We start from the raw sequence: 20,757 nt of genomic DNA on the forward strand, positions 1-20,757 counted from the left end.
GCTACTCTGCACGATCTGAAGCATCTCGGGCCATGTGCAACGGCCCATTGCACAATCTGCGTGCGGAGGGCTCGTCAGGCGCTCCGCAGCTCCGCCACCGGAGTGACGGTCGCCGACTCAGGGTCCCAGTGCCGCACGCCCCGGGCATGCCCGCGGATGTCTCTGCCGACTACCTCGAGCGCCGCTTCGAGGTCGGTGACGCGGAGTCTGCGGGACAGGGTGACGTGCGGGGTCCACGTTCCGGGTTCGGTGTGCGGCGCATCCTCGCCCGGGCCGACAGCGTCGTGCACCGTCCGGTGGAGGTCGAGCAGCTCCGCGGTGGGCGTGACGCTGCGGGCCAGCACTCGCCGGGCGCCGGAGCCGAAGAGCACGGGCGCGCCCAGTGTGATCGGTATCGCGCGGAGGTCGGCGAACACACCGGCGTCGGGAACGGGCATGTCGAGGCGCACGTGGAGGGTCAGGTGCGGGCGATTGCTGGCTGCGGTGTGCCGCGCGAGGCTCGACACCCCGAGTGCGGCGAGCGCATCCCACTCGGCGTGGACAGCGGCCTCGGTTTCGGGGTCGAACAGCAGCTCGAGAGACGACGGGGAGCGGCGCGACTCGGCCACGACTACGCCCGCGCGGCGAGCCGACGCTCCGCCAGCCGCGGCACGGCGACCTCACGCGCCGCGCGACGCGCGGTCGTGACGGCACCGATCGAGACGACCTCGGCGCCGAGCGTCGAGGCGAGGATCTCGGGGGCGGGGAGATGCAGCTGCGTGGGGAGCACCTCGCGGGCCGCGGCGAGCACGGGTTCGATGCTCTCGGCCACGGCCCCGCATACGATCACCCGCGCGGGGTCGTACATGCTGCCGAGAACGCCGACCACGCGGGCGAGGGTCGTACCGACGCGGGTGGTCGCGAGCAGGGCGTCCGCGTCGCCGGAGGCGGCGGCGGTGAGCACGAGGCGCGGGTCGATGCGGTCAGCCGCAGCGAGGCGGCCGATCGCGGTGTCGGGACCGATCTCTCCCGCGTCGACGGCCGCACGGACCTGCGACTGCAGGGTGAGGCTGAGGCCGAAGGCCGAGCCCACGCCGACGATGTGGTCGAAGACGACGCCTTCGCCGACGCCGCCGTGCGCGCCGTGCAGCACATGCCCGTCGACCACGACTCCGCCGCCGAAGCGGTCGCTCGCGAGCAGGGCGACGTAGTCGCGGCACCCGATGGCGGCTCCGGTCGAGCCCTCCGCGATCGCCGCGAGCTGGGCGTCGTTCTTGACCTCGACGATGGGCGCCCAGTCCGAGAGGGCCGTGGCGAGGCCGGGGTTCGTGCGCTCCCAGAATCCTTCGGGATGCGGGGGAGAGACGCCGTCGCGATTCACGGGCGCGGCGACGCCCACGCAGATCGCGAGCACGTCGTCGCGCGTCGACCCGGCCTCGGCCAGCGCGTGCTCCATCTGTCGCAGGATCGTCGCGCGGCGGGCGCGTCCGGTCTGCGTCGTGTCGAGGTCGGTGCGGTGGTGCACGAGCGTGCGATCGATCGGGTCGGCGACCGTGACGGCGAGGTGGCTGTCGCCGGCATCCACTCCGATCACGACGCCGAGGTCGTCGGCGAGCATGAAGCGTCGCGCGGGTCGGCCCGCACGATAGCTGCCGGCCGCTCGGGCGTTCGGGAGCTCGCGCAGCACCGTCGCGCTCACGAGGGTGTCGATCGCGTCGATCGCGGTCGACCGCGTGAGGGAGGTGCCGGCCATGACCTCGGTCGCGGTGAACTCGCCCGCGGTCCAGGCGAAGTCGAGCACCGCGCTGACGCTCGCGCGTCCGGTGCCGAGTCCGGCGCTGGATTCTGCCACGGGTCTTGACCTCACTCTCGTTCAGGTGAGAGAGTACCCCTCATCGAAGTAAATTCGCTCACTAGATTTAGTCTTGCGATTTACAGGACGAAAGGACGACGGTGTCTGAGAGATCCCCACGCCCGGCTCGTGTCGCAGCCGGAGTCGCCACGCTCGCGCTCGTCGGCGCGGCGCTGACGGCCTGCTCCTCGGCGGGTGGCGCCGAGACCATCCGGTTCACCTTCAGCAAACGCGAGGCGATCGAGTTCATGACCCAGCTGGTCGCGGACTACAACGCCTCGCAGAAAGATGTGAAGGTCGAGATCGACACCTCGGGCGTCGATGTCGTGTCGGCCAGCTTCGTCCGCGGCAACCCGCCCGACATCATGCTCGCCAACTACAACTACGAGATCGCCCGGTTCGTGCAGCGCTGCGCGCTCACCGACCTCTCCGGCACCGAGGCCGCGAGCGGCATCCGCGACGACCTCGGTCCGCTCATGGACCAGTACGGATCCTGCGAGGGGCGCACCAGTGCTCTGCCGTACTCCGTGATGGCGGCATCCGTCATCTACAACAAGGACATCTTCGCCCAGCAGGGCCTCGAGGTCCCCACCACCTGGGACGAGCTGATCGCCGTATGCGACCAGCTCAAGGCCGCGGGCATCGACCCGTTCTACGCGACCTTCAAGGATGACTGGACCGTCGCGCAGGGGTGGTACGACTACACCGCCGGCGGCTCGGTCGACGTGATCGACTTCTTCGACGCGATGGCGGAAGAGGGCGCCGACGTCGGCGCCGACTCTCCCGTCTCCTTCGAGAAGGACTTCGCCGAGCCCATGGACCGCATGATGCAGCTCGCGAAGGACTACACGAACACGGATGCCGCGAGCCGCGGCTACGGCGACGGCAACCTCGCGTTCTCGAAGGGCGAGGCCGCGATGTACCTGCAGGGTCCGTGGGCCTTCAGCGAGATCGCCAAGACCGCGCCCGACCTCGCACTCGGCACCTTCCCGCTGCCCATGACCGACGACCCCGCCGACCTCGGTGTGCGCGTCAACATGGACCTCGCGGCGATGATCCCCGAGGGCTCGCGGCACCAGGAGGCCGCCCGCGACTTCCTCGAGTACCTCTACCTGCCCGAGAACATCGAGGCCTACAACGCCTCGCAGCTCGGGTTCACGCCCACGACGGATGCTCCCGCCCCCGACGACCCGCGCATCGAGGGGATGATCGAGTACTACGACAACGGGCAGATCTATCAGGGCCCCTCCGTGCTCGTCCCCAAGACGCTGCCGCTCAACAACTACGTGCAGGCGATGGTGCTCGGCGCCTCGCCCGCCTCGACGCTGCGCACCATGGACGCCGACTGGGCGCGCATCGCGTTCCGCGCGCCGATCCCCACCACGCAGGACAACGCATCCGCCGAGGCAGAGGAGCCGACGCCATGACGAACGCCACCCCGGCACCCGCGGTGTCGAACCTCACGAAGCCGAACACCCCGACCACCGACACGACCGCGATCGTGACCGGCGCCCCGCGCGCGCTGCACAAGCGCCGACGTGTCGAGCCGATCTACTACTTCTTCCTCGTGCCGACGCTGATCCTGTTCACGCTCGCGATCACGGTGCCGGGCGTCATGGGCATCTTCTTCAGCTTCACCGATTCGATCGGGATCGGCGAGTGGAGCTTCAACGGCCTCACGAACTACATCGCGATGTTCAGCGACCCGTCGATCCTGCAGAGCTACCTCTTCACGTTCGGCTTCTCGATCGCGACCGTGATCGTCGTCAACGTGATCGCGTTCATGCTCGCGGTGGGTCTGACCTCCCGCATCCGCTTCAAGACCGGGCTGCGCACGATCTTCGTGATCCCGATGGTGATCTCGGGCATCATCATCGCCTACGTCTTCAACTTCCTGTTCTCGAACTCCCTCCCCGCCGCGGGTGCCGCGACCGGCATCCCGTGGCTCGAGACGAGCCTGCTCGCGAACCCCGACCTCGCCTGGGTGGCGATCGTGATCGTGACGGCCTGGCAGGCGACGCCCGGAACGCTCCTCATCTACATCGCCGGTCTCCTGTCGGTGCCGGGCGACGTGTACGAGGCCGCGAGCATCGACGGCGCGAGCAAGACGCAGCAGCTCATGCGCATCACGGTGCCGCTCGTCGCGGGCTACGTCGTGATCAACGTCATCCTCGGGTTCAAGGGCTTCCTCAACGCCTACGACATCATCGTCGGTCTGACCAACGGCGGACCGGGCACCGCGACCCGCAGCGTCGCCATGACGATCATCGCCGGCTTCAACGGCGGCGACTACGCCTACCAGATGGCCAACGCCACGATCTTCTTCATCGTCGCGGTGCTCATCTCCCTGCTGCAGCTCTCGCTGACCCGCGGAAGGAACGCACTCTGATGTCGACGCAGACACTCACCACCGTCACCTCCTCCGGCAAGAAGCCGCGCATCCGCATGGAGCGTGTCAACTGGTCCGGCACGATCATCCTCATCCTGTGCGCCGTCACGGTGCTGCTGCCGCTGTACGTGACGATCTCGATGGCGTTCAAGACCACCGGCCAGGCGGTCGACGGCAACGCCTTCTCGTTCCCCGCACCGTTCAGCCTCGACGGCTTCGTGGAGGCGTGGAACCTCACCAAGTTCCCCGTCGGTGCCGGGATCTCGTTGCTCGTGACCGCGGGCACGGTGTGCGCGACGATCGTCCTCGCGGCGTTCGCCTCCTACGCGATCGTGCGCAACTGGGACCGCAAGCTGTTCCGGTGGTCGTTCTTCTATCTGCTCGCGGCCATGTTCATCCCGTTCCCGGTGGTGGCGCTGCCGCAGATCCAGCTCACCGGACGCGTCGGCCTCGACAACCCGTTCGGCGTGATCATCCTCGCGACCATGTTCCAGCTGAGCTTCAGCGTGCTGCTGTTCACCGCGTTCCTCCGGTCGATCCCGCTGGAGCTCGAGGAGAGCGCCCGCATCGACGGCGCGACCACGTGGCAGACGTTCTGGCGGCTCATCTTCCCGCTGCTCGCTCCCATGAGCGCCACGGTCGGAATCTTCGCGTTCCTGTACGCGTGGAACGACTTCATGATGCCGTCGCTCATCATCTCCGACCCGGCGCTGCAGACGCTCCCGGTGCGGCAGAACCTCTTCCAGAACCAGTTCAGCAACAACTACAACGTGGCCTTCGCGTCGTACCTCATGGCCATGGCGCCGGCGATCCTCGCGTACCTGTTCACGCAGCGCTTCGTGATGGAGGGCGTCACGCAGGGCGCCGTCAAGGGCTGATCGAGGATGCGGCGCGTTTCGTCTCGCTTCGCTCGCTCAACGACCTCTGAGTCCCGGTCGTTGAGCGAGGAGCGCAGCGACGAGACGAAACGCGCCGAGAACCGCACGACCACTCCCCGAACGACCGCAACAAGAAGAAGGAGCACCACCCCGCTATGACCGATGCGACTCTCACCGAGACCCGCAACGACCACACGTCGGATGCCGCCGCCTGGTGGCGTCAGGCGGCCGTCTACCAGATCTACCCCCGCAGCTTCGCGGATGCGAACGGCGACGGCCTGGGCGACATCCCCGGCATCGTCTCGCGAGCCGACTACCTCGCCGAGCTCGGCATCGATGCGGTGTGGCTGAGCCCGTTCTACCCCTCGGCGCTCGCCGACGGCGGGTACGACGTCGCCGACTACCGGAACGTCGACCCGCGGCTCGGGACCCTCGACGACTTCGACGACATGGTCGCGGCGCTGCACGCCCGCGGCATCCGCGTCGTGGTCGACATCGTGCCGAACCACTCGTCCGACCTGCACGAGTGGTTCCAGGAGGCGCTCGCCGCGGGCCGCGGCTCGGCGGCGCGCGAGCGGTACATCTTCCGGGAGGGCGCAGGACCGGATGGCGCGGAGCCGCCGACCGACTGGAGCGCCGCGTTCGGCGGATCCGCGTGGGAGCGCGTCGAGGACGGCCAGTGGTACCTGCACAGCTTCGCGCCCGAGCAGCCCGACCTCAACTGGGACCACCCCGAGGTGCGTGAGGACTTCCTGAAGACCCTGCGCTTCTGGTCGGATCGCGGTGTCGACGGCTTCCGCATCGATGTCGCGCACATGCTCACGAAGGACCTGAGTGAGCCGCTGCCGAGTCGCGCCGAGCTCGATGCGCTGCCGCACGACGGAAACCACCCGCTGCACGACCGTGACGACGTGCACGAGGTGTACGCCGAGTGGCGCCGCGTGTTCAACGAGTACGATCCGCCTCGCACGGCCGTCGCAGAGGCCTGGGTGTCGACGCCCGAGCGCCGTGCCCGCTACGCCTCGGCCGAGGGGCTGGGGCAAGCGTTCAACTTCGACCTGCTCGTGGCGGACTTCGACGCTCCCTCCTTCCGGACGATCATCACCGACAACCTCGCCCAGGCGCGCGCTACGGGGTCGTCGACGACCTGGGTGCTGTCGAACCACGACGTGACCCGCCACGCCACGCGATACGGCCTCGCGCCGCTCGCCGGACGCGAGGGCGTGAAGCAGGGCGTCGAGTGGGTGCGCGACGGGGGCCCGGCCGACCAGCTCGACCGCGAGCTCGGCCTGCACCGGGCCCACGCCGCGACGCTGCTGCTGCTCGGCCTGCCCGGCAGCACCTACCTGTACCAGGGCGAGGAGCTCGGGCTGCAGGAGGTCGCCGAGATCGGCCCCGAGCAGCGCCAGGACCCGTCGTTCTTCCGCGGCGCCGACTTCGACGGGCTCGGGCGCGACGGATGCCGCGTGCCGCTGCCGTGGACCGCATCCGGCCCCTCGTTCGGCTTCGGCGCGGGCGAGGCCCACCTGCCGCAGCCGGCGTGGTTCGCCGAGTACGCGGTGGATGCCGAGGATGGCGACCCCTCGTCGACGCTGACGCTGTACCGGGAGGCGCTGCGTCTGCGGCACCTGCTGCAGACCGAGGAGAGCCTCGAGTGGATCGAGACCGGCCGCGCCGACGTGCTGCGCTTCGCTCGACCGAACGGCTGGCAGATCGTGACGAACTTCGGATCTGAGCCGTTCGACTTGGGGGAGGACGCGGGCGATGTGGTGCTCGGCGCAGTCCTCGACGGAGCCGTGCCTGCGGATTCAACGGTGTGGATCGCGCCCGCGGGGCTCGTGGCCTGACACGCTTCGTCGCGTTCCGCTTCGGGGGCCGACACGCCAGATGTCGGACCGTTTCGGCGGATCCGGCCGCGATCTGGCGTGTCGGCCCCCGGGGTGGGTGAGCAGGTCTAGTTTTGATTTGATAACGGTTATCATTAGCGCGTAGAGTGAGGGCATGAAGAAGCCCGTGCTCGCCCTCGCCATCGCATCCGTCGCCGCCCTGACGCTCGCCGGATGCTCCTCCACCCCCGCGGCGGGGGAGGGCGGCGACGACGGCATCACGGTCGTCGCGAGCACCAACGTCTACGGCTCGCTCGCTCAGCAGATCGGCGGCGACCGCATCGACGTCCAGTCGATCATCACCTCGGTCACCCAGGACCCGCACTCCTACGAGGCCACGGCCCGCGACCGCCTCACGGTGCAGAAGGCCGACCTCGTGATCGAGAACGGCGGGGGCTACGACGCGTTCATCGACACCCTGCTGCAGGACGCCGACGACCCGCACGTCGTCACCGCCGTCGAGTACTCGCACGACTACCCGGGCAACGAGGGTCACGAGCACGCCGACGACGAGGGCGACCACGCGGAGGAGACCGCTGCGCCGGATGCCGAGGCCACCGAGGAGGCCCACGACCACGACCATGCGGAGGGCGAGGACGGCCACGAGGGGCATGACCACATCGAGGGCTTCAACGAGCACGTGTGGTTCGACCCGCACACCATGATCCACGTCGTCGAGGCCATCGCCGAGGAGCTCGGCGAGCTCGACCCCGAGGGCAAGGCCGACTTCACCGCCAACGCCGACGCGATCGTCGCCGACCTGCAGGGCGCCGAGGCCGACCTCGAGAACATCAAGACCGCCGCAGGCGGTGCGAACGTCATCATCACCGAGCCCGTGCCCGGCTACCTCGCGGAGGCCGCCGGCCTCACCGACGTGACCCCCGAGGGCTTCGCGGAGTCGGTCGAGGAGGGGACGGACGTCGCGCCCGCGACCCTGCTCGCCACGCTCGACGTGATCTCGGCCGGCGACGTCAAGGCCGTGCTCACGAACGCGCAGACCGGCGGAGCGGAGACGCAGCGAGTGGAGGATGCCGCGAAGGACGCCGGCATCCCGGTCGTCGCCTTCACGGAGCTGCTCCCCGACGGATCGTCGTACTCTGAGTGGATGAGTGACGCGATCCAGAGCCTCGCCGACGCGCTCGAGTCGTGAGCGGCGCCGCCGACACGAACGCAGGCACCGCGCCGCGCACCCCCGTCCTGGAGGTGCGCGGCGCCGCCTTGCAGCGCGGTGACCGCGAACTGTGGTCCGGTCTCGACCTGACCGTCGAGCCGGGGGAGTTCCTCGCCGTGCTCGGCCCTTCCGGCTCGGGCAAGACCACGCTGCTGCGCAGCATCCTGGGTCTGCAGCCCCTGTCCTCGGGCGAGATCCGGGTCGCCGGTGGAGCGGTCCGCAAGGGCAATCGTCGCATCGGCTACGTGCCGCAGCAGCGCGCCCTCGCCCCCGACACGAGCATGAGGGCACGCGACCTCGTCGCGCTGGGTGTGCAGGGCAGTCGCTTCGGGTTCCCGGTGCCGCACCGCGGCGACCGCGCCAAGGTGGATCGACTTCTCGAGTCCGTCGGCGCCGCGCACTTCGCGGACCGCCGGGTCGGTCTGCTGTCGGGCGGCGAGCAGCAGCGACTGCGGGTGGGGCAGGCTCTCGCCGACGAGCCCGTGCTGCTGCTGTGCGACGAACCCCTGTCTAATCTCGACCTCGCGAACCAGGTCGCCGTGACCGACATCATCGACCGCCAGAGGCGCGAGCGCGACGCCGCGGTGCTGTTCGTCACGCACGACATCAATCCGATCCTCGGTCGTGTCGACCGCATCCTCTACATCGCCGGTGGCCGCTTCGTGCTCGGCACACCGGAGGAGGTGCTGCAGACGCGCGTGCTCACCGAGCTGTACGGCACGCCCGTCTTCGTGCTCCGTGCCGGCGACCGGCTCGTGGTCGTCGGCGTGCCCGATGCCGAGCCGCATCATGATCACGACCACGAGGGCGCCGCATGACCGCCGTGACCGGCATCGTCTCCGCGGTCGATTGGAGCGACGTCTTCTCGTTCCAGGACTACGGCGACCTCGTCACGCTCCTCGCCAACTCCATCGTCGCGGGCGCCGTGCTCGGCATCGTCGGCGGCCTCATCGGCGTCTTCGTGATGCAGCGCGACCTCGCGTTCGCGGTGCACGGCGTGAGCGAGCTGTCGTTCGCCGGCGCGGCGGCCGCTCTGCTGTTCGGCGGCAGCGTCGTCGCGGGCTCGCTCGGCGGAGCGCTCGTCGCGGCGATGCTCATCGGCATCCTGGGGTCGAAGGCGCGCGATCGCAACTCGATCGTGGGCGTGCTCATGCCATTCGGTCTCGGCCTCGGCATCCTGTTCCTGTCGCTCTACGAGGGGCGCAGCGCCAACCGCTTCAGCCTGCTCACGGGACAGATCGTCTCGGTGTCGAGCCCCGACCTCGGCTGGCTGCTCGGCATCAGCATCGTCGTCCTGCTGGGCCTGCTGCTCATGTGGAACCCGCTGCGCTTCGACTCGCTCGATCCGGAGTCCGCGGCTGCCCGCGGCGTGCCGACGCGCGCCGTGAGCCTGCTGTTCATGGTGCTGCTGGGCCTCATCGTGGCGGTCAGCGTGCACATCATCGGCGCCCTGCTCGTCATGGCGCTGCTCGTGACGCCGGCTGCCGCCGCGATGCGCGTGACCGCCGGACCGGTCGCCGTGCCGCTGCTCGCGGCTCTGTTCGGATTCGTGTCGGCGGTGGGCGGCATCCTGCTCGCGCTCGCCGGAACCCTTCCGGTCAGCCCGTACATCACGACCCTGTCGTTCACGATCTACGTCGTCTGCTGGATCGTGCAGCGCGTGCGCGGCGGGGTGCGGCGGGTGCGGGCGTAGCGCCTCGGGGGGCGGAGCTCGCTCCCAGCCCCCGACAAGCCCGACGCGCCTAGAATCGTGGGTATGGCTCAGCGGAACACCTGGCAGCGCGAACGAGTGCGCGAAGCGCTCGCCGACGCGCGCGGATTCGTCAGCGCCCAGAGCCTGCACGCCTCGTTGCGCGACGACAACACGGGCATCGGTCTCGCGACCGTGTACCGCGCGCTCGCCGGTCTCGCAGCCTCGGGTGACGCCGACTCGCTGCAGAGTCCCGAGGGTGAGGCGCTCTATCGCGCCTGCACCACCCAGGGCCACCACCATCACCTGATCTGCCGCAACTGCGGTCTCACGGTCGAGATCGAGGCGACCGACGTCGAGCAGTGGGCCCACCGCACCGCCGCGCTGCACGGGTTCACGGACGCCGCGCACGTCGTCGACATCTTCGGGCTCTGCGCCCCGTGCACCAACAAGCGCGACGCGGAACGGGCTGCGACGGCGTGACCTCGCAGACCGCGACCCGGCCGGCCCACTCGCACAGGCCCGTCAGACCGCCGCGATCGCCGTGGATCGGGGTCGGTCTCGGGGCGGCGATCGTCGCGGCGCTGTTCCTCGTCGACGGGTTCCTGCCCTCGCTGTACCAGGCCGCCCTGCCCGACCGTGCGCAGGACGGGCTGACGCTCGCGATGAGCGTACTGATCGAGGCGCTGCCGTTCGTGATCCTCGGGGTGCTGCTGTCGATCGTGGTCCAGGTGTGGCTGCCGTCCGATGTGATCCACCGTTGGCTGCCGAAGCGCGCGTGGGCCCGGCGGGCCGTGCTGTCGCTGCTCGGGATGCTGATCCCCGTGTGCGAATGCGGCAACGTGCCCTTCGCGCGCGGCCTCATGATGCGCGGGCTCGCGCCCGCCGAGGCGCTGACCTTCCTCATCGCGGCGCCCATCGTGAACCCGATCGTGATCCTCACGACGCATGCCGCGTTCGGCTTCGACGACGGCATCCTCGTCGCCCGTCTCATCGGCGGCTACCTGATCGCCAACGTGATCGGCTGGATCTACAGCCTGCACCCGAACCCCGACGCGCTGCTGACGCGGAAGTTCATCGACACGTGCGATCGCGTGACCCACGAGCCCGGAACCCCGGTGCGTCGCAGCCTCACGCAGTTCCTCGTCGAGCTCCGCGCGGTCATGCCGGCGCTGGTGATCGGCTCGGCGCTCGCGGGAGCCGTGCAGGTGCTCGTCCCGCGCGACGTTCTACTCGAGATCGGCTCGAACCCGGTGCTGTCGATCGTCGCGATGATGGCGCTCGCGATGACCGTCGCGATCTGCTCGAACGTCGACGCGTTCTTCGCACTGTCCTTCGCGTCGACGTTCTCGTCGGGGGCGATCGTGGCGTTCCTGCTCGTCGGTCCGCTCGTCGACGTCAAGATGCTCGCGCTGATGCGCACGACCTTCACGACCCGCACGCTCATCGGCATCGTCGGGGTGGTCGTGTTCGCGGCCTTCGCCATCGGGATCGGGGTGAACGTCCTTGTCTGATTCCGTCTCCGTCGCGCGCGTCACGCGTCGCCGCGCCCTCGTGACCCGCTGGCTCGGCGTCGGCCTCGCCTCGGTCGTCTCGGTGGTCACGCTCGGCCTCGGCCTGACCGGTCGCCTCACGCTCTACATCAGCCCCGAATCCGTGTGGTTCGCGTGCGCCGCGGCCGTGGTGACGCTGGCCGGCGCGATCTGGTCGTTCGCGCTCCCGCTCGGCGACGAGGAGGATCACGGACACGACCACGGTCACGGCGACGCTCACGATCACGGGACGGAGGGTGCGGATGCCGCGCCCGCCTCCCCACGGCGCGTGCTGGCCGTCGCCGGCACCGTGGCCGGCGGCGTCGTGGCGTCGGGCGTCGTGATCGCGGCGCTCGTGCTGCCGCCCGCCTCGCTCTCGGTGGAGCTCGCGATGTCGCGGGCGGGCGAGCAGACCGCACTGTTCGTGGGGGCCGACGACGTCACGCTCGGCGTCGCCGACACCGCGACGTTCGGCGTGGGCGACTGGGCGAGCGTGTTCGCGACCGCGACCAACACGGCCGCCTACGACGGCAAGACGGTGTCGCTCACCGGATTCGTGACGCCCGCCGGGTCGGACGGCGTCAACCTCACGCGTCTCGTCATCACGCACTGCGTGATCGATGCGCAGACCGCCACGCTTCCGGTGACGATCGACGCGGGCGAGTTCTCGACCGGCCAGTGGGTGCAGGTCGAGGGCACGGTGAAGGCGGATGCCGACGGCAGGCTGCACGTCGAGCCGACCAGCGTGAAGGAGATCGACGAGCCCGGGGACCCGTATGAGTACTGACGACGAGCGCCCCGAGGCGCCTGCCGTCCCCCGCACGCGGGCCGAGATGCGCGCCGCGCGGGAGGCCGCTGCCGCCGCCGAGGCCGCTGCCGCCGCCGAGGCCGCTGCCGCCGAGGCCGCCTCCCGGTCGTTGAGCGAGGACGGCGGAGCCGACCGAGACGAAACGCGTCAGGTGCCGTTCGAGCCCGGATCGCGGACGCCGGAGGCCGATGTTCCGCGGGATGAAGCGCGTTTCGTCTCGCCTGCGGCTCGCTCAACGACCGGGGAGGAGCCTGCGGCTCGTTCGACGACCGCCGTCCCGAAGCCCCCGCGCGACCGGCCCTTCCTCCTCGCGATCGGCGCCGTGCTCGGCATCCTCGTCCTGGTGGGGGCGGGCCTCGGGGTCGTCAGCCTCACGCAGGGCCCGCGCATCACCGAGGTGCAGGTCGATCCGGCGCACGCGATCGAGTCGTCGGGCAGCCGGGTGATCCTCACGGCGAACCAGTCGCTCGCCGCGATCAACGAGTCGCAGGTGTCGGTCGAGCCCGCGGTGCCGTTCACGCTCGATGCGGCGGGTCGCGGCGTCGGCATCCGCTTCACCGTCCCTCTCGACGACGACACGGAGTACACCGTCAAGGTCGCCGGCGCGACCGGCGCGGGCGGCGGTCCGTCGACGACCCTCGAGACGAGCTTCACGACCCCGCAGTCGAGCATCTTCCTGCTCCGCCGCGACGCCGACGGTGACGACAAGATCTTCCGCACCGACCTCACCGGCGAGAAGGCCGTGGCGGTGTTCTCGGCCGGCAGGATCAACGACTTCCGCGCGACCTCCACGCAGCTCGTGGTGTCCGTCGAGGAGGACGACAGCTCGCGGCTGATCGTGATGAAGCGCGACGGCACCGATCAGCGCGACCTGCCGCTCCCCGGAGACGGGTACGTCGGTGCGATCCAGGTCTCCGAACGCGGCGGGTTCGTCGGCTACAGCTACTCCGACAAGGAGCTCAGCGACACCGAGGGCCGCGCGAGCGTGCTCGTCACGCAGTCGCTCAGCGGCGACGACGAACCCGTCGTGACCGAGGTGGGCGGCACGGAGGCGAACATCTTCGTCTGGCAGTTCGTGCCCGACAGCGCCGCCGTGCTCTTCATCGACTTCGACGGCGCCCTGTCGCTCGTCGACCGCTCGACGGATGCCGGTGTGCAGTCCCTCGGGCTCGCGACGACCATCCAGGGCATCTCGCGCGGCACCTACACGGCGATCGTCGAGCGACTCGACGGCTCGGTCGTCGAGCTGAACCTCGCGGACGGGTCGGAGCAGCCGCTCGCAGCCTCGACCCCCGACTACGGCTCCGCCATGACGATCACGCCGTACCCGGGCGGGACGCTGCGGCACGTGGTCGCACGCGATGCGACCGGGTTGCCGCAGGGTCAGGCCATCATCACGGTCGACGACGAGGGCACCGCGACGCCGCTCGTCGAGGTCGGCCCCGCGGATTCGATCCTGCAGGCGTGCGCCTCGCCCAGCGGCCAGTACGCGGCGGTCGTGATCTCGCCCGACATGACGAACAACCCCTACGACCGGATGCTCCTGCCGCTGCCCGAGAACATGGAGACGCATCTGATCGACCTCCGCACGGGGGACGAGATGGTCGCTCTCACCGGGTTCGACGCGTCGTGGTGCCAGACGGCACCGCAGTTCTGAGCGGCATGGGATCGGAGGGGCTGCACCGCGCGACCCGCGCCGAGCTCGCGGGTCTCCCGGTCGAGGTCGCGCCGCTGCTGCTCGGCGCGGAGCTGCGCACGCGCGTGGCCGGGTCGGCCGTGCGGCTGCGTCTCACCGAGGTCGAGGCGTACCACGGCCAGGGGACGGGACCGGAGCCGGATCCGGGTTCGCATGCGCGCATGGGCCGCACGGCCCGGAACGCCACCATGTGGGGTGAGCCGGGGCACCTCTACGTGTACCTCAGCCACGGCATCCACTCGTGCGTGAACGTCGTGAGCGGCCCCGCGGGCCAGGCGGGCGGGATACTCCTGCGCGCCGGGGAGGTCGTGCGCGGAGCGGAGGCCGCGGCTGTGCGCCGCGGCGTGACCGCACCGCTCACGGGGCGGGTCGTGCGCGACCTCGCGCGCGGCCCCGGACGGTTCGGGCAGGCGTCGGGGCTGCGGCATCCGCTCCACGACGGCATCGACGCGATCACGGGCGTCGAGCTCGAGGGCGCGACGACCGAGCTGTGGCTGCGCGATGAGCCGGTTCCCGAGGTCGCGTCGGGCCCGCGGGTCGGCGTGGCCGGCGTCGCCGGGACGGATGCCTTCCCCTGGCGCTTCTGGATCCCCGACGACCCGACGGTCTCGCCGTTCCGCTGGGGGAGGGGCGCTCAGGCGGCGTCGGTCTCGCCTCGCTGACCGTGCTACACTCGTCTCCGTCTGCGCACACTCCTGTGCGCAGTTCGTGTGCTTCCCTTCTTTCTCGCCGAGGAATCGGCGGATCGGGGTTGCGCGCAGACAAGGGATCTTGGGTGGGGCCGTCCGGCCCCACGGTAGAGAAGGAGTCACATCATGGCAGCAGTGTGCCAGGTGACCGGAGCAGTTCCCGGCTTCGGTCACAACGTCTCGCACTCGCACCGCCGGACGAAGCGCCGCTTCGACCCGAACGTGCAGAAGAAGACCTATTTCGTCCCGTCGCTCGGTCGTAAGATCACGCTCAACGTGTCCGCCAAGGGCATCAAGGTGATCGACGCCCGCGGCATCGAGAACGTGGTCAAGGACCTCCAGGCGAAGGGTGTGAAGCTCTAATGGCCAAGAAGGCACAGGACGTCCGTCCGATCATCAAGCTGCGTTCGACGGCAGGTACGGGTTACACGTACGTGACGAAGAAGAACCGCCGCAACACCCCCGACCGCCTCGTGCTGAAGAAGTACGACCCGGTCATCCGTCAGCACGTCGAATTCCGAGAGGAGCGTTGATCAATGGCTAAGAAGAGCAAGATCGCTCGCAACGAGCAGCGCAAGGTCATCGTCGAGCGTTACGCCGAGCGTCGCGCCGAGCTGAAGAAGACCCTGGTCGACCCGAACGCCACCGACGAGGCCCGCGAGGCCGCTCGCGTCGGCCTGCAGAAGCTGCCGCGCAACGCGTCGCCGGCTCGCGTGCGTTCGCGCGACGTCATCGACGGCCGCCCCCGCGGTGTCCTCACGAAGTTCGGCATCTCGCGTGTCCGCTTCCGTGACATGGCGCACCGCGGCGAGCTGCCCGGCGTGACCAAGTCGAGCTGGTAAGCCACAGCAACAGCCGGAAGGGGCGAGGATCTTCGGATCCTCGCCCCTTCTGCATCCCCGGGCTCACCCTCGAAAGTCTGCGTCACGACCCCGGAAGCCTCCACGCGGCCCCGTCAAGACCCCCTCTCACACGTCACTTTCGTCACATCTGCACCACGACACGCCACAGAAAAGCCCAAAACCCGCGAAATGACGCGGAAATGTGGGTCGTGGTTGGTACATTCGAGGCGGTCACTCGACCAACGGGCGGCATCCGCCTCCCGAACGACAACGATGCGACGAATCCGTCGCTGGAGGATGACATGGCTGACAAGTCCATCACCAAGACCGAGCTCGTCGCGAGCATCGCTTCCGCCACGGGCCAGAGCCAGGCCACCGTCTCGGGCGTTCTCGACGCGCTGTTCTCCTCGGTCTCCGACGCCGTTGCCAAGGGCAGCAAGGTCTCGATCCCGGGCTGGATCTCGTTCGAGCAGGTCGCCACGGCCGCCCGCACGGGCCGCAACCCGCAGACCGGCGCCGAGATCAAGATCCCGGCCGGCAAGCGCGTCAAGGTGACCGCTGGTTCCAAGCTCAAGGCTGCCGTCAAGTAAGACCGCACCTCACCGGAGGCCGCCCCCGATCCGTCGGGGGCGGCCTCCGTGCGTTCTCCCGGCACGCGCGGCTTAGGCTTGAGGGGTGACCTCCCGTGCCGTGTCGACCCCGACGAGCCCTGCCTATCGCGCAGTCGGGATCGGCATCCTGCTCGGAGCCGGTCTCGTCGCCGTCATCGTCGCGCTCGCGCTCGGGGGCGGTGCCGCGCCGCTGCTGCTGCAGGACCCCGGACCGTTCGTGCGCTGGGCGATCCCCGTGGTCAAGCTCGTGATGAACATCGCCGCCGCGGCCATGCTCGGATCGCTCGTGCTGGCCCTGTTCGCTCTCAAGGCCGAGGACAAGCCCTTCGAGGTCGCACTGAACACGGCCTCGGTCGGGGCGGCGGTCTTCACGGTGTCCGCGGGCATCAGCGCGTTCCTGACGTTCATGGCCGCGTTCAACCCGCAGCTCAGCGCCGAGCGGGAGTTCGGCACGCAGCTCGGACGTTTCCTTCTGCAGGTCCCGCTCGGACAGTCCTGGCTCATCACCACGATCATGGGCGCGGTCATCACGGTGCTCGTGTTCGCGTGGCGCACGTGGACCCCGACGCTCATCACGGCGGTCCTCGCGGCAGCATCCTTCCTCCCGCTCGCCACGCAGGGGCACTCCGGCGAGCTCTCGGGCCACAACGTCGCCGTGAACTCGATCCTGCTGCACACGATCGGCGCCGCGGTATGGCTGGGCGGCCTGCTGCTCGTCGTGATCCTCCGCGACCGCTCGGGCATCGGCACGGCGGCTCTCGTCTCCCGGTACTCGAGCCTCGCGATCGCCGCGTTCGCCGTGGTGGCGGTCTCCGGTGTGGCGCGCTCGGTGGTGGCGCTCGGCGACATCTCGCAGCTCATGACGCCGTACGGCGGCATCCTCATCGCCAAGGTCGTGCTGCTCGTCGGCATGGGCCTGTTCGGTGCCTGGTACCGCCTCCGGCTGATCCCCAGGCTGAACGGTCCCGCTGCCGCACGATGGTTCTGGATGCTCGTGCTCGGCGAGATCGCGCTGATGGGCCTCGCCTCCGGCGCGGCCGCCGCCCTGGCCCGCACGCCTCCGCCGACCGGCGAGGAGGCCGCGTTCGTGCAGACGCCGGCGGAGAACCTCACGCGCTCCCCGCTGCCTCCCGAGTTCACGATCGACCGCTGGTTCACGGCCTGGGACATCGACATCCTGTGGCTCGTGGCCGCCGGGTTCGGATTGTTCCTCTACATCGCGGGCGTCGTGCGCCTCGCGCGGCGCGGGGACCGCTGGCCGATCCACCGCACCGTGTTCTGGGTGCTGGGCCTGCTCATGCTCGTGTGGGTCACCTGCGGCCCGATCAACGCGTACCAGGAGTACCTCTTCAGCGTGCACATGCTCGGGCACATGATGCTGTCGATGGCGATCCCGCTGCTGCTGGTGTCGGGTGCCCCGGTCACGCTCGCGCTCCGCGCGATCCACAAGCGCGACGACGGCACGCGCGGCGGTCGCGAATGGATCATGTGGGCTGTGCACTCGCCGTTCGCCAAGGTCGTGACGCACCCGTTCGTGGCGGCGGCGATCTTCATCGTGTCGCTGTGGGCGTTCTACTTCACCGACCTCGTGCGCTGGTCGATGTACGAGCACCTCGGCCACGAGTGGATGGTCGCGCACTTCCTGATCTCGGGCTACCTGTTCGTCATGAGCCTCGTCGGCGCCGACCCCGTGCCGTACCGCCTGCCGTATCCGGGCCGTCTCATCACGTTGATCGCCGTGATGGCGATGCACGCGTTCTTCGGGGTGGCGATGATGATGCAGGAGGGGCTCATGGTCGCCGACTGGTTCGGCTCGATGGGGCGCGAGTGGGGCCCCACGCCCATGGAGGACCAGTACATCGGCGGTGGCGTCGCGTGGTCGATCGGCGAGATCCCGACCCTCATCCTGGCGATCACGGTCGCGATCCAGTGGAGCCGCAGCGACACCCGCCTGCAGAAGCGCCGGGACCGGCATGCCGATCGCACGGGGGACGCCGAGCTGGAGGAGTACAACGCGCAGCTCGCGGCCCTCGCCGAGCGCGATCGGCGCGAGGCCGAGCGCGCTGCGCGCTGAGCCCGCCCGTCAGTCCTGCGGCGTCTCGCCCGGCGAGCCGACGCGGATCGACACCGACCCGTCCGGCAGCAGCAGGATCGTGCCGTCCACGGTGAACGGGACATCTTCGGAGATCTCCTGGACCTTGCCGTCGAACAGCGACCGGATGTCGACCTCGACGTGCGCCACGGCATCCGTCGGAGGGATGCGCCACTGGCCGTCGTCCGGCACGACCGTGACCTGCGGCTGCGTCGCGATCGACCACTGCGGCAGCGAGTCGATGCGGTTCGACACCTCGATCCCGAAGGGGCACGCCGTGGGCTGCAGGACCTCCTGCGTCGTGCACGCGGTGAGGAACTCCTCGACGCGCTCCTGCACGACCGCGACGAACTCCTCGGTGGGCTCGGTCTGGACCTCGACGGGCGTGGTCGCGAGCGGGGTGTCGGCGAGCACCCCGATGCCCGTGGACTTCGAGATCGCGGTGTCGACGGTCACCGAGTACAGCCCCGGCGTGAAGACGAGCAGCGGTAGGGGATCGGTGGGCGACGCGTCCGCGCCCGCCACGGAGATCTGCCGACGGTCGACCTCGAAGCCGTTGAGCGAGAACCGATCGGCGCCGAGCAGGGTCAGGTCCACCACGGCGAGCGGGCTCGTCGTGAAGCGCCAGTTGGGGGTGACGCCTGCCCAGCCGTCCTGGGCGACCGAGAACGTGGTCGTGCCGGCGTGACCGCCCGCGCTGTACGACACGGTGACGGCGTAGTGGTCGCCGTCGTGCACCTCCGACACCACCTCGACGTCGGCGAGCGATCCGAGGGCGGCGCGGCGCAGCATCGCCTCGGATGCGGTCGCGCCCAGTCCCGCATCCTGCAGCGTCTCGCGGTCGATCGCGACGCCCGGCACGCGCAGCGCATCGGCGGCACGCCCGTCGGCCAGCAGGTCGAGGTAGCGGGTCACGAAGGCCGACGGCCCGTAGAACTCCCGGTACAGCGTCGCCCCTCCGGCGGCGAGGGAGGCGACGAGGAGCAGCCCGACCACCGCGAGCATGGCGAGGTCTCCGACGAGTCGCCTGCGTCGGGGCGCACTCGTCTCGACCTGCTGCATGCGGTCAGTCTAGGAGGACGGCCTGGGACGACGCCGTGCGCGTGACGGCGTGCGACGACCGTGTCCACCGGATGCCGTGCCGCCGTCGACCCGTAGCATGGGAGGGCGCGCGAGCTGCGTCGTCACGCGCCCGTCACGCCCGCCGTGACCGTCCGTCTTCGTCCCGTCTGAGAGCGTCGTGTCCCTTCCCGCCCTGTCCGAGGAGCAGCAGGAGCTGTTCCGTCTGATCGAGGACACCAGCGAGCACGTCTTCATCACGGGCCGCGCCGGTACGGGCAAGTCCACGCTGCTGCAGCACTTCTCCTGGAACACCAAGAAGCAGATCGCGATCTGCGCACCGACGGGCGTCGCGGCGCTCAACGTCGAGGGCCAGACCATCCACTCGCTGTTCCGGCTGCCGATCGGTCTGATCGGCGACTCCGACATCGACCAGAACGACAACACCCGCCGCATCCTCAACGCGATCGAGACCCTCGTGATCGATGAGATCTCGATGGTGAACGCGGACCTCATGGATGCGATCGACCGGTCTCTCCGTCAGGCGCGCGGCAAGCGCGGCATCCCGTTCGGGGGCGTGCAGGTCGTGATGTTCGGCGACCCGTATCAGCTCGCTCCCGTGCCGCCGCGCGGGGACGAGCTGCGCTACGTCAAGGACCACTACCGCTCGTTCTGGTTCTTCGACGCCAAGGTGTGGGCCGGATCGTCCGGGGGAGAGAACCCGGACGACGACGGCGGGCTGTTCGCGGTCGACACGAAGGCTGAACTGCACGTCCGTGAGCTCGTGCAGATCCACCGGCAGTCCGACGACGGCTTCAAGGCCATGCTGAACGCGGTGCGCTACGGACGGGTCACCGCGGAGATCGCCGGGGTGTTGAACGCGCAGGGCGCTCGCACGCCGCCGGATCCTGAGCCGGGGGAGGTGCCGATGATCACGCTCGCGACGCGCAACGACATCGTGAACGGCATCAACAGCCGCCACCTCGCGGCGCTGCCCGGCAAGGAGCAGACCGCGAGAGCCGAGATCAACGGGGAGTTCGGTCGCGGCGAGGCGTCACTGCCCGCCGAGACCGAGCTGAAGCTCAAGATCGGCGCGCAGGTCATGTTCCTGCGCAACGACACGGCGATGTCGGGGGAGCCGCCACGGTGGGTCAACGGCACGATCGGCACGGTCGTGCGGATCCTCGGCGAGACGGTGCGGGTCGAGATCGACGGTGAGGAGGTCGACGTCGAGCCGGCCGTGTGGGAGAGGTTCCGCTACTCGTACGAGCCGTCGACCAAGAAGCTCTCCCGCGATGTGATCGCCGAGTTCACGCAGTTCCCGCTGCGTCTCGCCTGGGCCGTGACGATCCACAAGTCCCAGGGCAAGACCTATGACCGTGCGGTCATCGACCTCGGCTCCGGGGCGTTCGCGCCCGGACAGACCTACGTCGCGCTGTCGCGGCTCACATCGCTCGACGGGCTGTACCTCTCGCGCGCGCTGCGCCCCAGCGACATCCGCGTCGACGAGGATGTGAGGCGCTTCATGCGCGAGGCGTGGCTCGCGCGCACGACCCCCGAGGTCGGGACGGTCTGAGGCGCTC

21 protein-coding genes are annotated in these 20,757 nt (G+C 69.7%); 18 read left to right on the plus strand and 3 right to left on the minus strand.

What is annotated here, in order from left to right; all coding sequences use genetic code 11:
• Window positions 1-74: 74 nt before the first annotated feature.
• Window positions 75-608, minus strand: a complete 534-nt coding sequence (locus MRBLMX7_RS10870) for a 2'-5' RNA ligase family protein (protein WP_363368399.1) — start codon at window positions 606-608, stop codon at window positions 75-77.
• A gap of 2 nt (window positions 609-610) precedes the next feature.
• A complete protein-coding gene (locus MRBLMX7_RS10875; RefSeq protein WP_363368401.1) occupies window positions 611-1,831 on the minus strand; it encodes an ROK family protein in 1,221 nt (406 codons plus the stop codon).
• A gap of 101 nt (window positions 1,832-1,932) precedes the next feature.
• On the opposite strand from MRBLMX7_RS10875, the gene MRBLMX7_RS10880 reads away from it, so the two are divergent.
• The 17 genes from MRBLMX7_RS10880 to MRBLMX7_RS10960 all read left to right on the plus strand — a co-directional run bounded on the left by MRBLMX7_RS10880 (window position 1,933) and on the right by MRBLMX7_RS10960 (window position 18,097).
• Window positions 1,933-3,258, plus strand: a complete 1,326-nt coding sequence (locus MRBLMX7_RS10880; protein ID WP_363368403.1) for an ABC transporter substrate-binding protein — start codon at window positions 1,933-1,935, stop codon at window positions 3,256-3,258.
• The gene (locus tag MRBLMX7_RS10885; protein ID WP_363368405.1) at window positions 3,255-4,220 is read left to right on the plus strand and encodes a carbohydrate ABC transporter permease; all 966 of its coding nucleotides are present in this window, start codon (window positions 3,255-3,257) and stop codon (window positions 4,218-4,220) included. The genes MRBLMX7_RS10880 and MRBLMX7_RS10885 overlap by 4 nt, the downstream gene beginning before the upstream one ends.
• Window positions 4,220-5,098, plus strand: a complete 879-nt coding sequence (locus MRBLMX7_RS10890; RefSeq protein WP_363368407.1) for a carbohydrate ABC transporter permease — start codon at window positions 4,220-4,222, stop codon at window positions 5,096-5,098. Before MRBLMX7_RS10885 ends, MRBLMX7_RS10890 begins: the two co-directional genes overlap by 1 nt.
• 155 nt (window positions 5,099-5,253) lie before the next feature.
• On the plus strand, window positions 5,254-6,945 hold the full coding sequence (locus MRBLMX7_RS10895; RefSeq protein WP_363368410.1) for a glycoside hydrolase family 13 protein: 1,692 nt from the start codon (window positions 5,254-5,256) through the stop codon (window positions 6,943-6,945).
• A gap of 154 nt (window positions 6,946-7,099) precedes the next feature.
• On the plus strand, window positions 7,100-8,134 hold the full coding sequence (locus MRBLMX7_RS10900) for a metal ABC transporter substrate-binding protein (protein ID WP_363368412.1): 1,035 nt from the start codon (window positions 7,100-7,102) through the stop codon (window positions 8,132-8,134).
• Window positions 8,131-8,973, plus strand: a complete 843-nt coding sequence (locus tag MRBLMX7_RS10905) for a metal ABC transporter ATP-binding protein (RefSeq protein WP_363368414.1) — start codon at window positions 8,131-8,133, stop codon at window positions 8,971-8,973. Before MRBLMX7_RS10900 ends, MRBLMX7_RS10905 begins: the two co-directional genes overlap by 4 nt.
• On the plus strand, window positions 8,970-9,848 hold the full coding sequence (locus MRBLMX7_RS10910; RefSeq protein WP_363368416.1) for a metal ABC transporter permease: 879 nt from the start codon (window positions 8,970-8,972) through the stop codon (window positions 9,846-9,848). Before MRBLMX7_RS10905 ends, MRBLMX7_RS10910 begins: the two co-directional genes overlap by 4 nt.
• Before the next feature lie 63 nt (window positions 9,849-9,911).
• Window positions 9,912-10,328, plus strand: coding sequence for a Fur family transcriptional regulator (locus MRBLMX7_RS10915; RefSeq protein ID WP_050723987.1), 417 nt, complete (start codon window positions 9,912-9,914; stop codon window positions 10,326-10,328).
• A complete protein-coding gene (locus MRBLMX7_RS10920; protein WP_363368418.1) occupies window positions 10,325-11,359 on the plus strand; it encodes a permease in 1,035 nt (344 codons plus the stop codon). Before MRBLMX7_RS10915 ends, MRBLMX7_RS10920 begins: the two co-directional genes overlap by 4 nt.
• Window positions 11,352-12,164, plus strand: coding sequence for a TIGR03943 family putative permease subunit (locus MRBLMX7_RS10925; protein ID WP_363368419.1), 813 nt, complete (start codon window positions 11,352-11,354; stop codon window positions 12,162-12,164). Before MRBLMX7_RS10920 ends, MRBLMX7_RS10925 begins: the two co-directional genes overlap by 8 nt.
• On the plus strand, window positions 12,154-13,842 hold the full coding sequence (locus tag MRBLMX7_RS10930) for a hypothetical protein (protein WP_363368421.1): 1,689 nt from the start codon (window positions 12,154-12,156) through the stop codon (window positions 13,840-13,842). Before MRBLMX7_RS10925 ends, MRBLMX7_RS10930 begins: the two co-directional genes overlap by 11 nt.
• 5 nt (window positions 13,843-13,847) lie before the next feature.
• Window positions 13,848-14,543, plus strand: a complete 696-nt coding sequence (locus MRBLMX7_RS10935; protein ID WP_363370889.1) for a DNA-3-methyladenine glycosylase — start codon at window positions 13,848-13,850, stop codon at window positions 14,541-14,543.
• 153 nt (window positions 14,544-14,696) lie between these two features.
• Window positions 14,697-14,933 (plus strand): 50S ribosomal protein L28, encoded by a 237-nt coding sequence (gene rpmB / locus MRBLMX7_RS10940; protein WP_025102729.1) that lies wholly within the window; start codon window positions 14,697-14,699, stop codon window positions 14,931-14,933.
• Window positions 14,933-15,103 (plus strand): 50S ribosomal protein L33, encoded by a 171-nt coding sequence (gene rpmG / locus MRBLMX7_RS10945; RefSeq protein ID WP_017203558.1) that lies wholly within the window; start codon window positions 14,933-14,935, stop codon window positions 15,101-15,103. The genes rpmB and rpmG overlap by 1 nt, the downstream gene beginning before the upstream one ends.
• A gap of 3 nt (window positions 15,104-15,106) precedes the next feature.
• Window positions 15,107-15,412: a 30S ribosomal protein S14 gene (gene rpsN / locus MRBLMX7_RS10950; RefSeq protein WP_017829734.1), complete on the plus strand. Its 306-nt coding sequence runs from the start codon at window positions 15,107-15,109 to the stop codon at window positions 15,410-15,412.
• A 302-nt stretch (window positions 15,413-15,714) separates the two neighbouring features.
• A complete protein-coding gene (locus MRBLMX7_RS10955; RefSeq protein WP_050724056.1) occupies window positions 15,715-16,002 on the plus strand; it encodes an HU family DNA-binding protein in 288 nt (95 codons plus the stop codon).
• An 85-nt stretch (window positions 16,003-16,087) separates the two neighbouring features.
• A complete protein-coding gene (locus MRBLMX7_RS10960; RefSeq protein ID WP_363368424.1) occupies window positions 16,088-18,097 on the plus strand; it encodes a cytochrome c oxidase assembly protein in 2,010 nt (669 codons plus the stop codon).
• Between the two features lie 9 nt (window positions 18,098-18,106).
• Here MRBLMX7_RS10960 and MRBLMX7_RS10965 read toward each other — a convergent pair whose 3' ends face one another.
• Window positions 18,107-19,177, minus strand: coding sequence for a hypothetical protein (locus MRBLMX7_RS10965; RefSeq protein WP_363368426.1), 1,071 nt, complete (start codon window positions 19,175-19,177; stop codon window positions 18,107-18,109).
• A gap of 178 nt (window positions 19,178-19,355) precedes the next feature.
• On the opposite strand from MRBLMX7_RS10965, the gene MRBLMX7_RS10970 reads away from it, so the two are divergent.
• Window positions 19,356-20,750 carry an ATP-dependent DNA helicase gene (locus MRBLMX7_RS10970; protein WP_363368428.1) on the plus strand — a complete coding sequence of 465 codons (1,395 nt, stop codon included), beginning with the start codon at window positions 19,356-19,358 and terminating at the stop codon, window positions 20,748-20,750.
• Window positions 20,751-20,757 lie beyond the last annotated feature (7 nt).

This window comes from Microbacterium sp. LMX7-1.2 (assembly GCF_040675935.1).
Classification (GTDB): Bacteria; Actinomycetota; Actinomycetes; order Actinomycetales; family Microbacteriaceae; genus Microbacterium.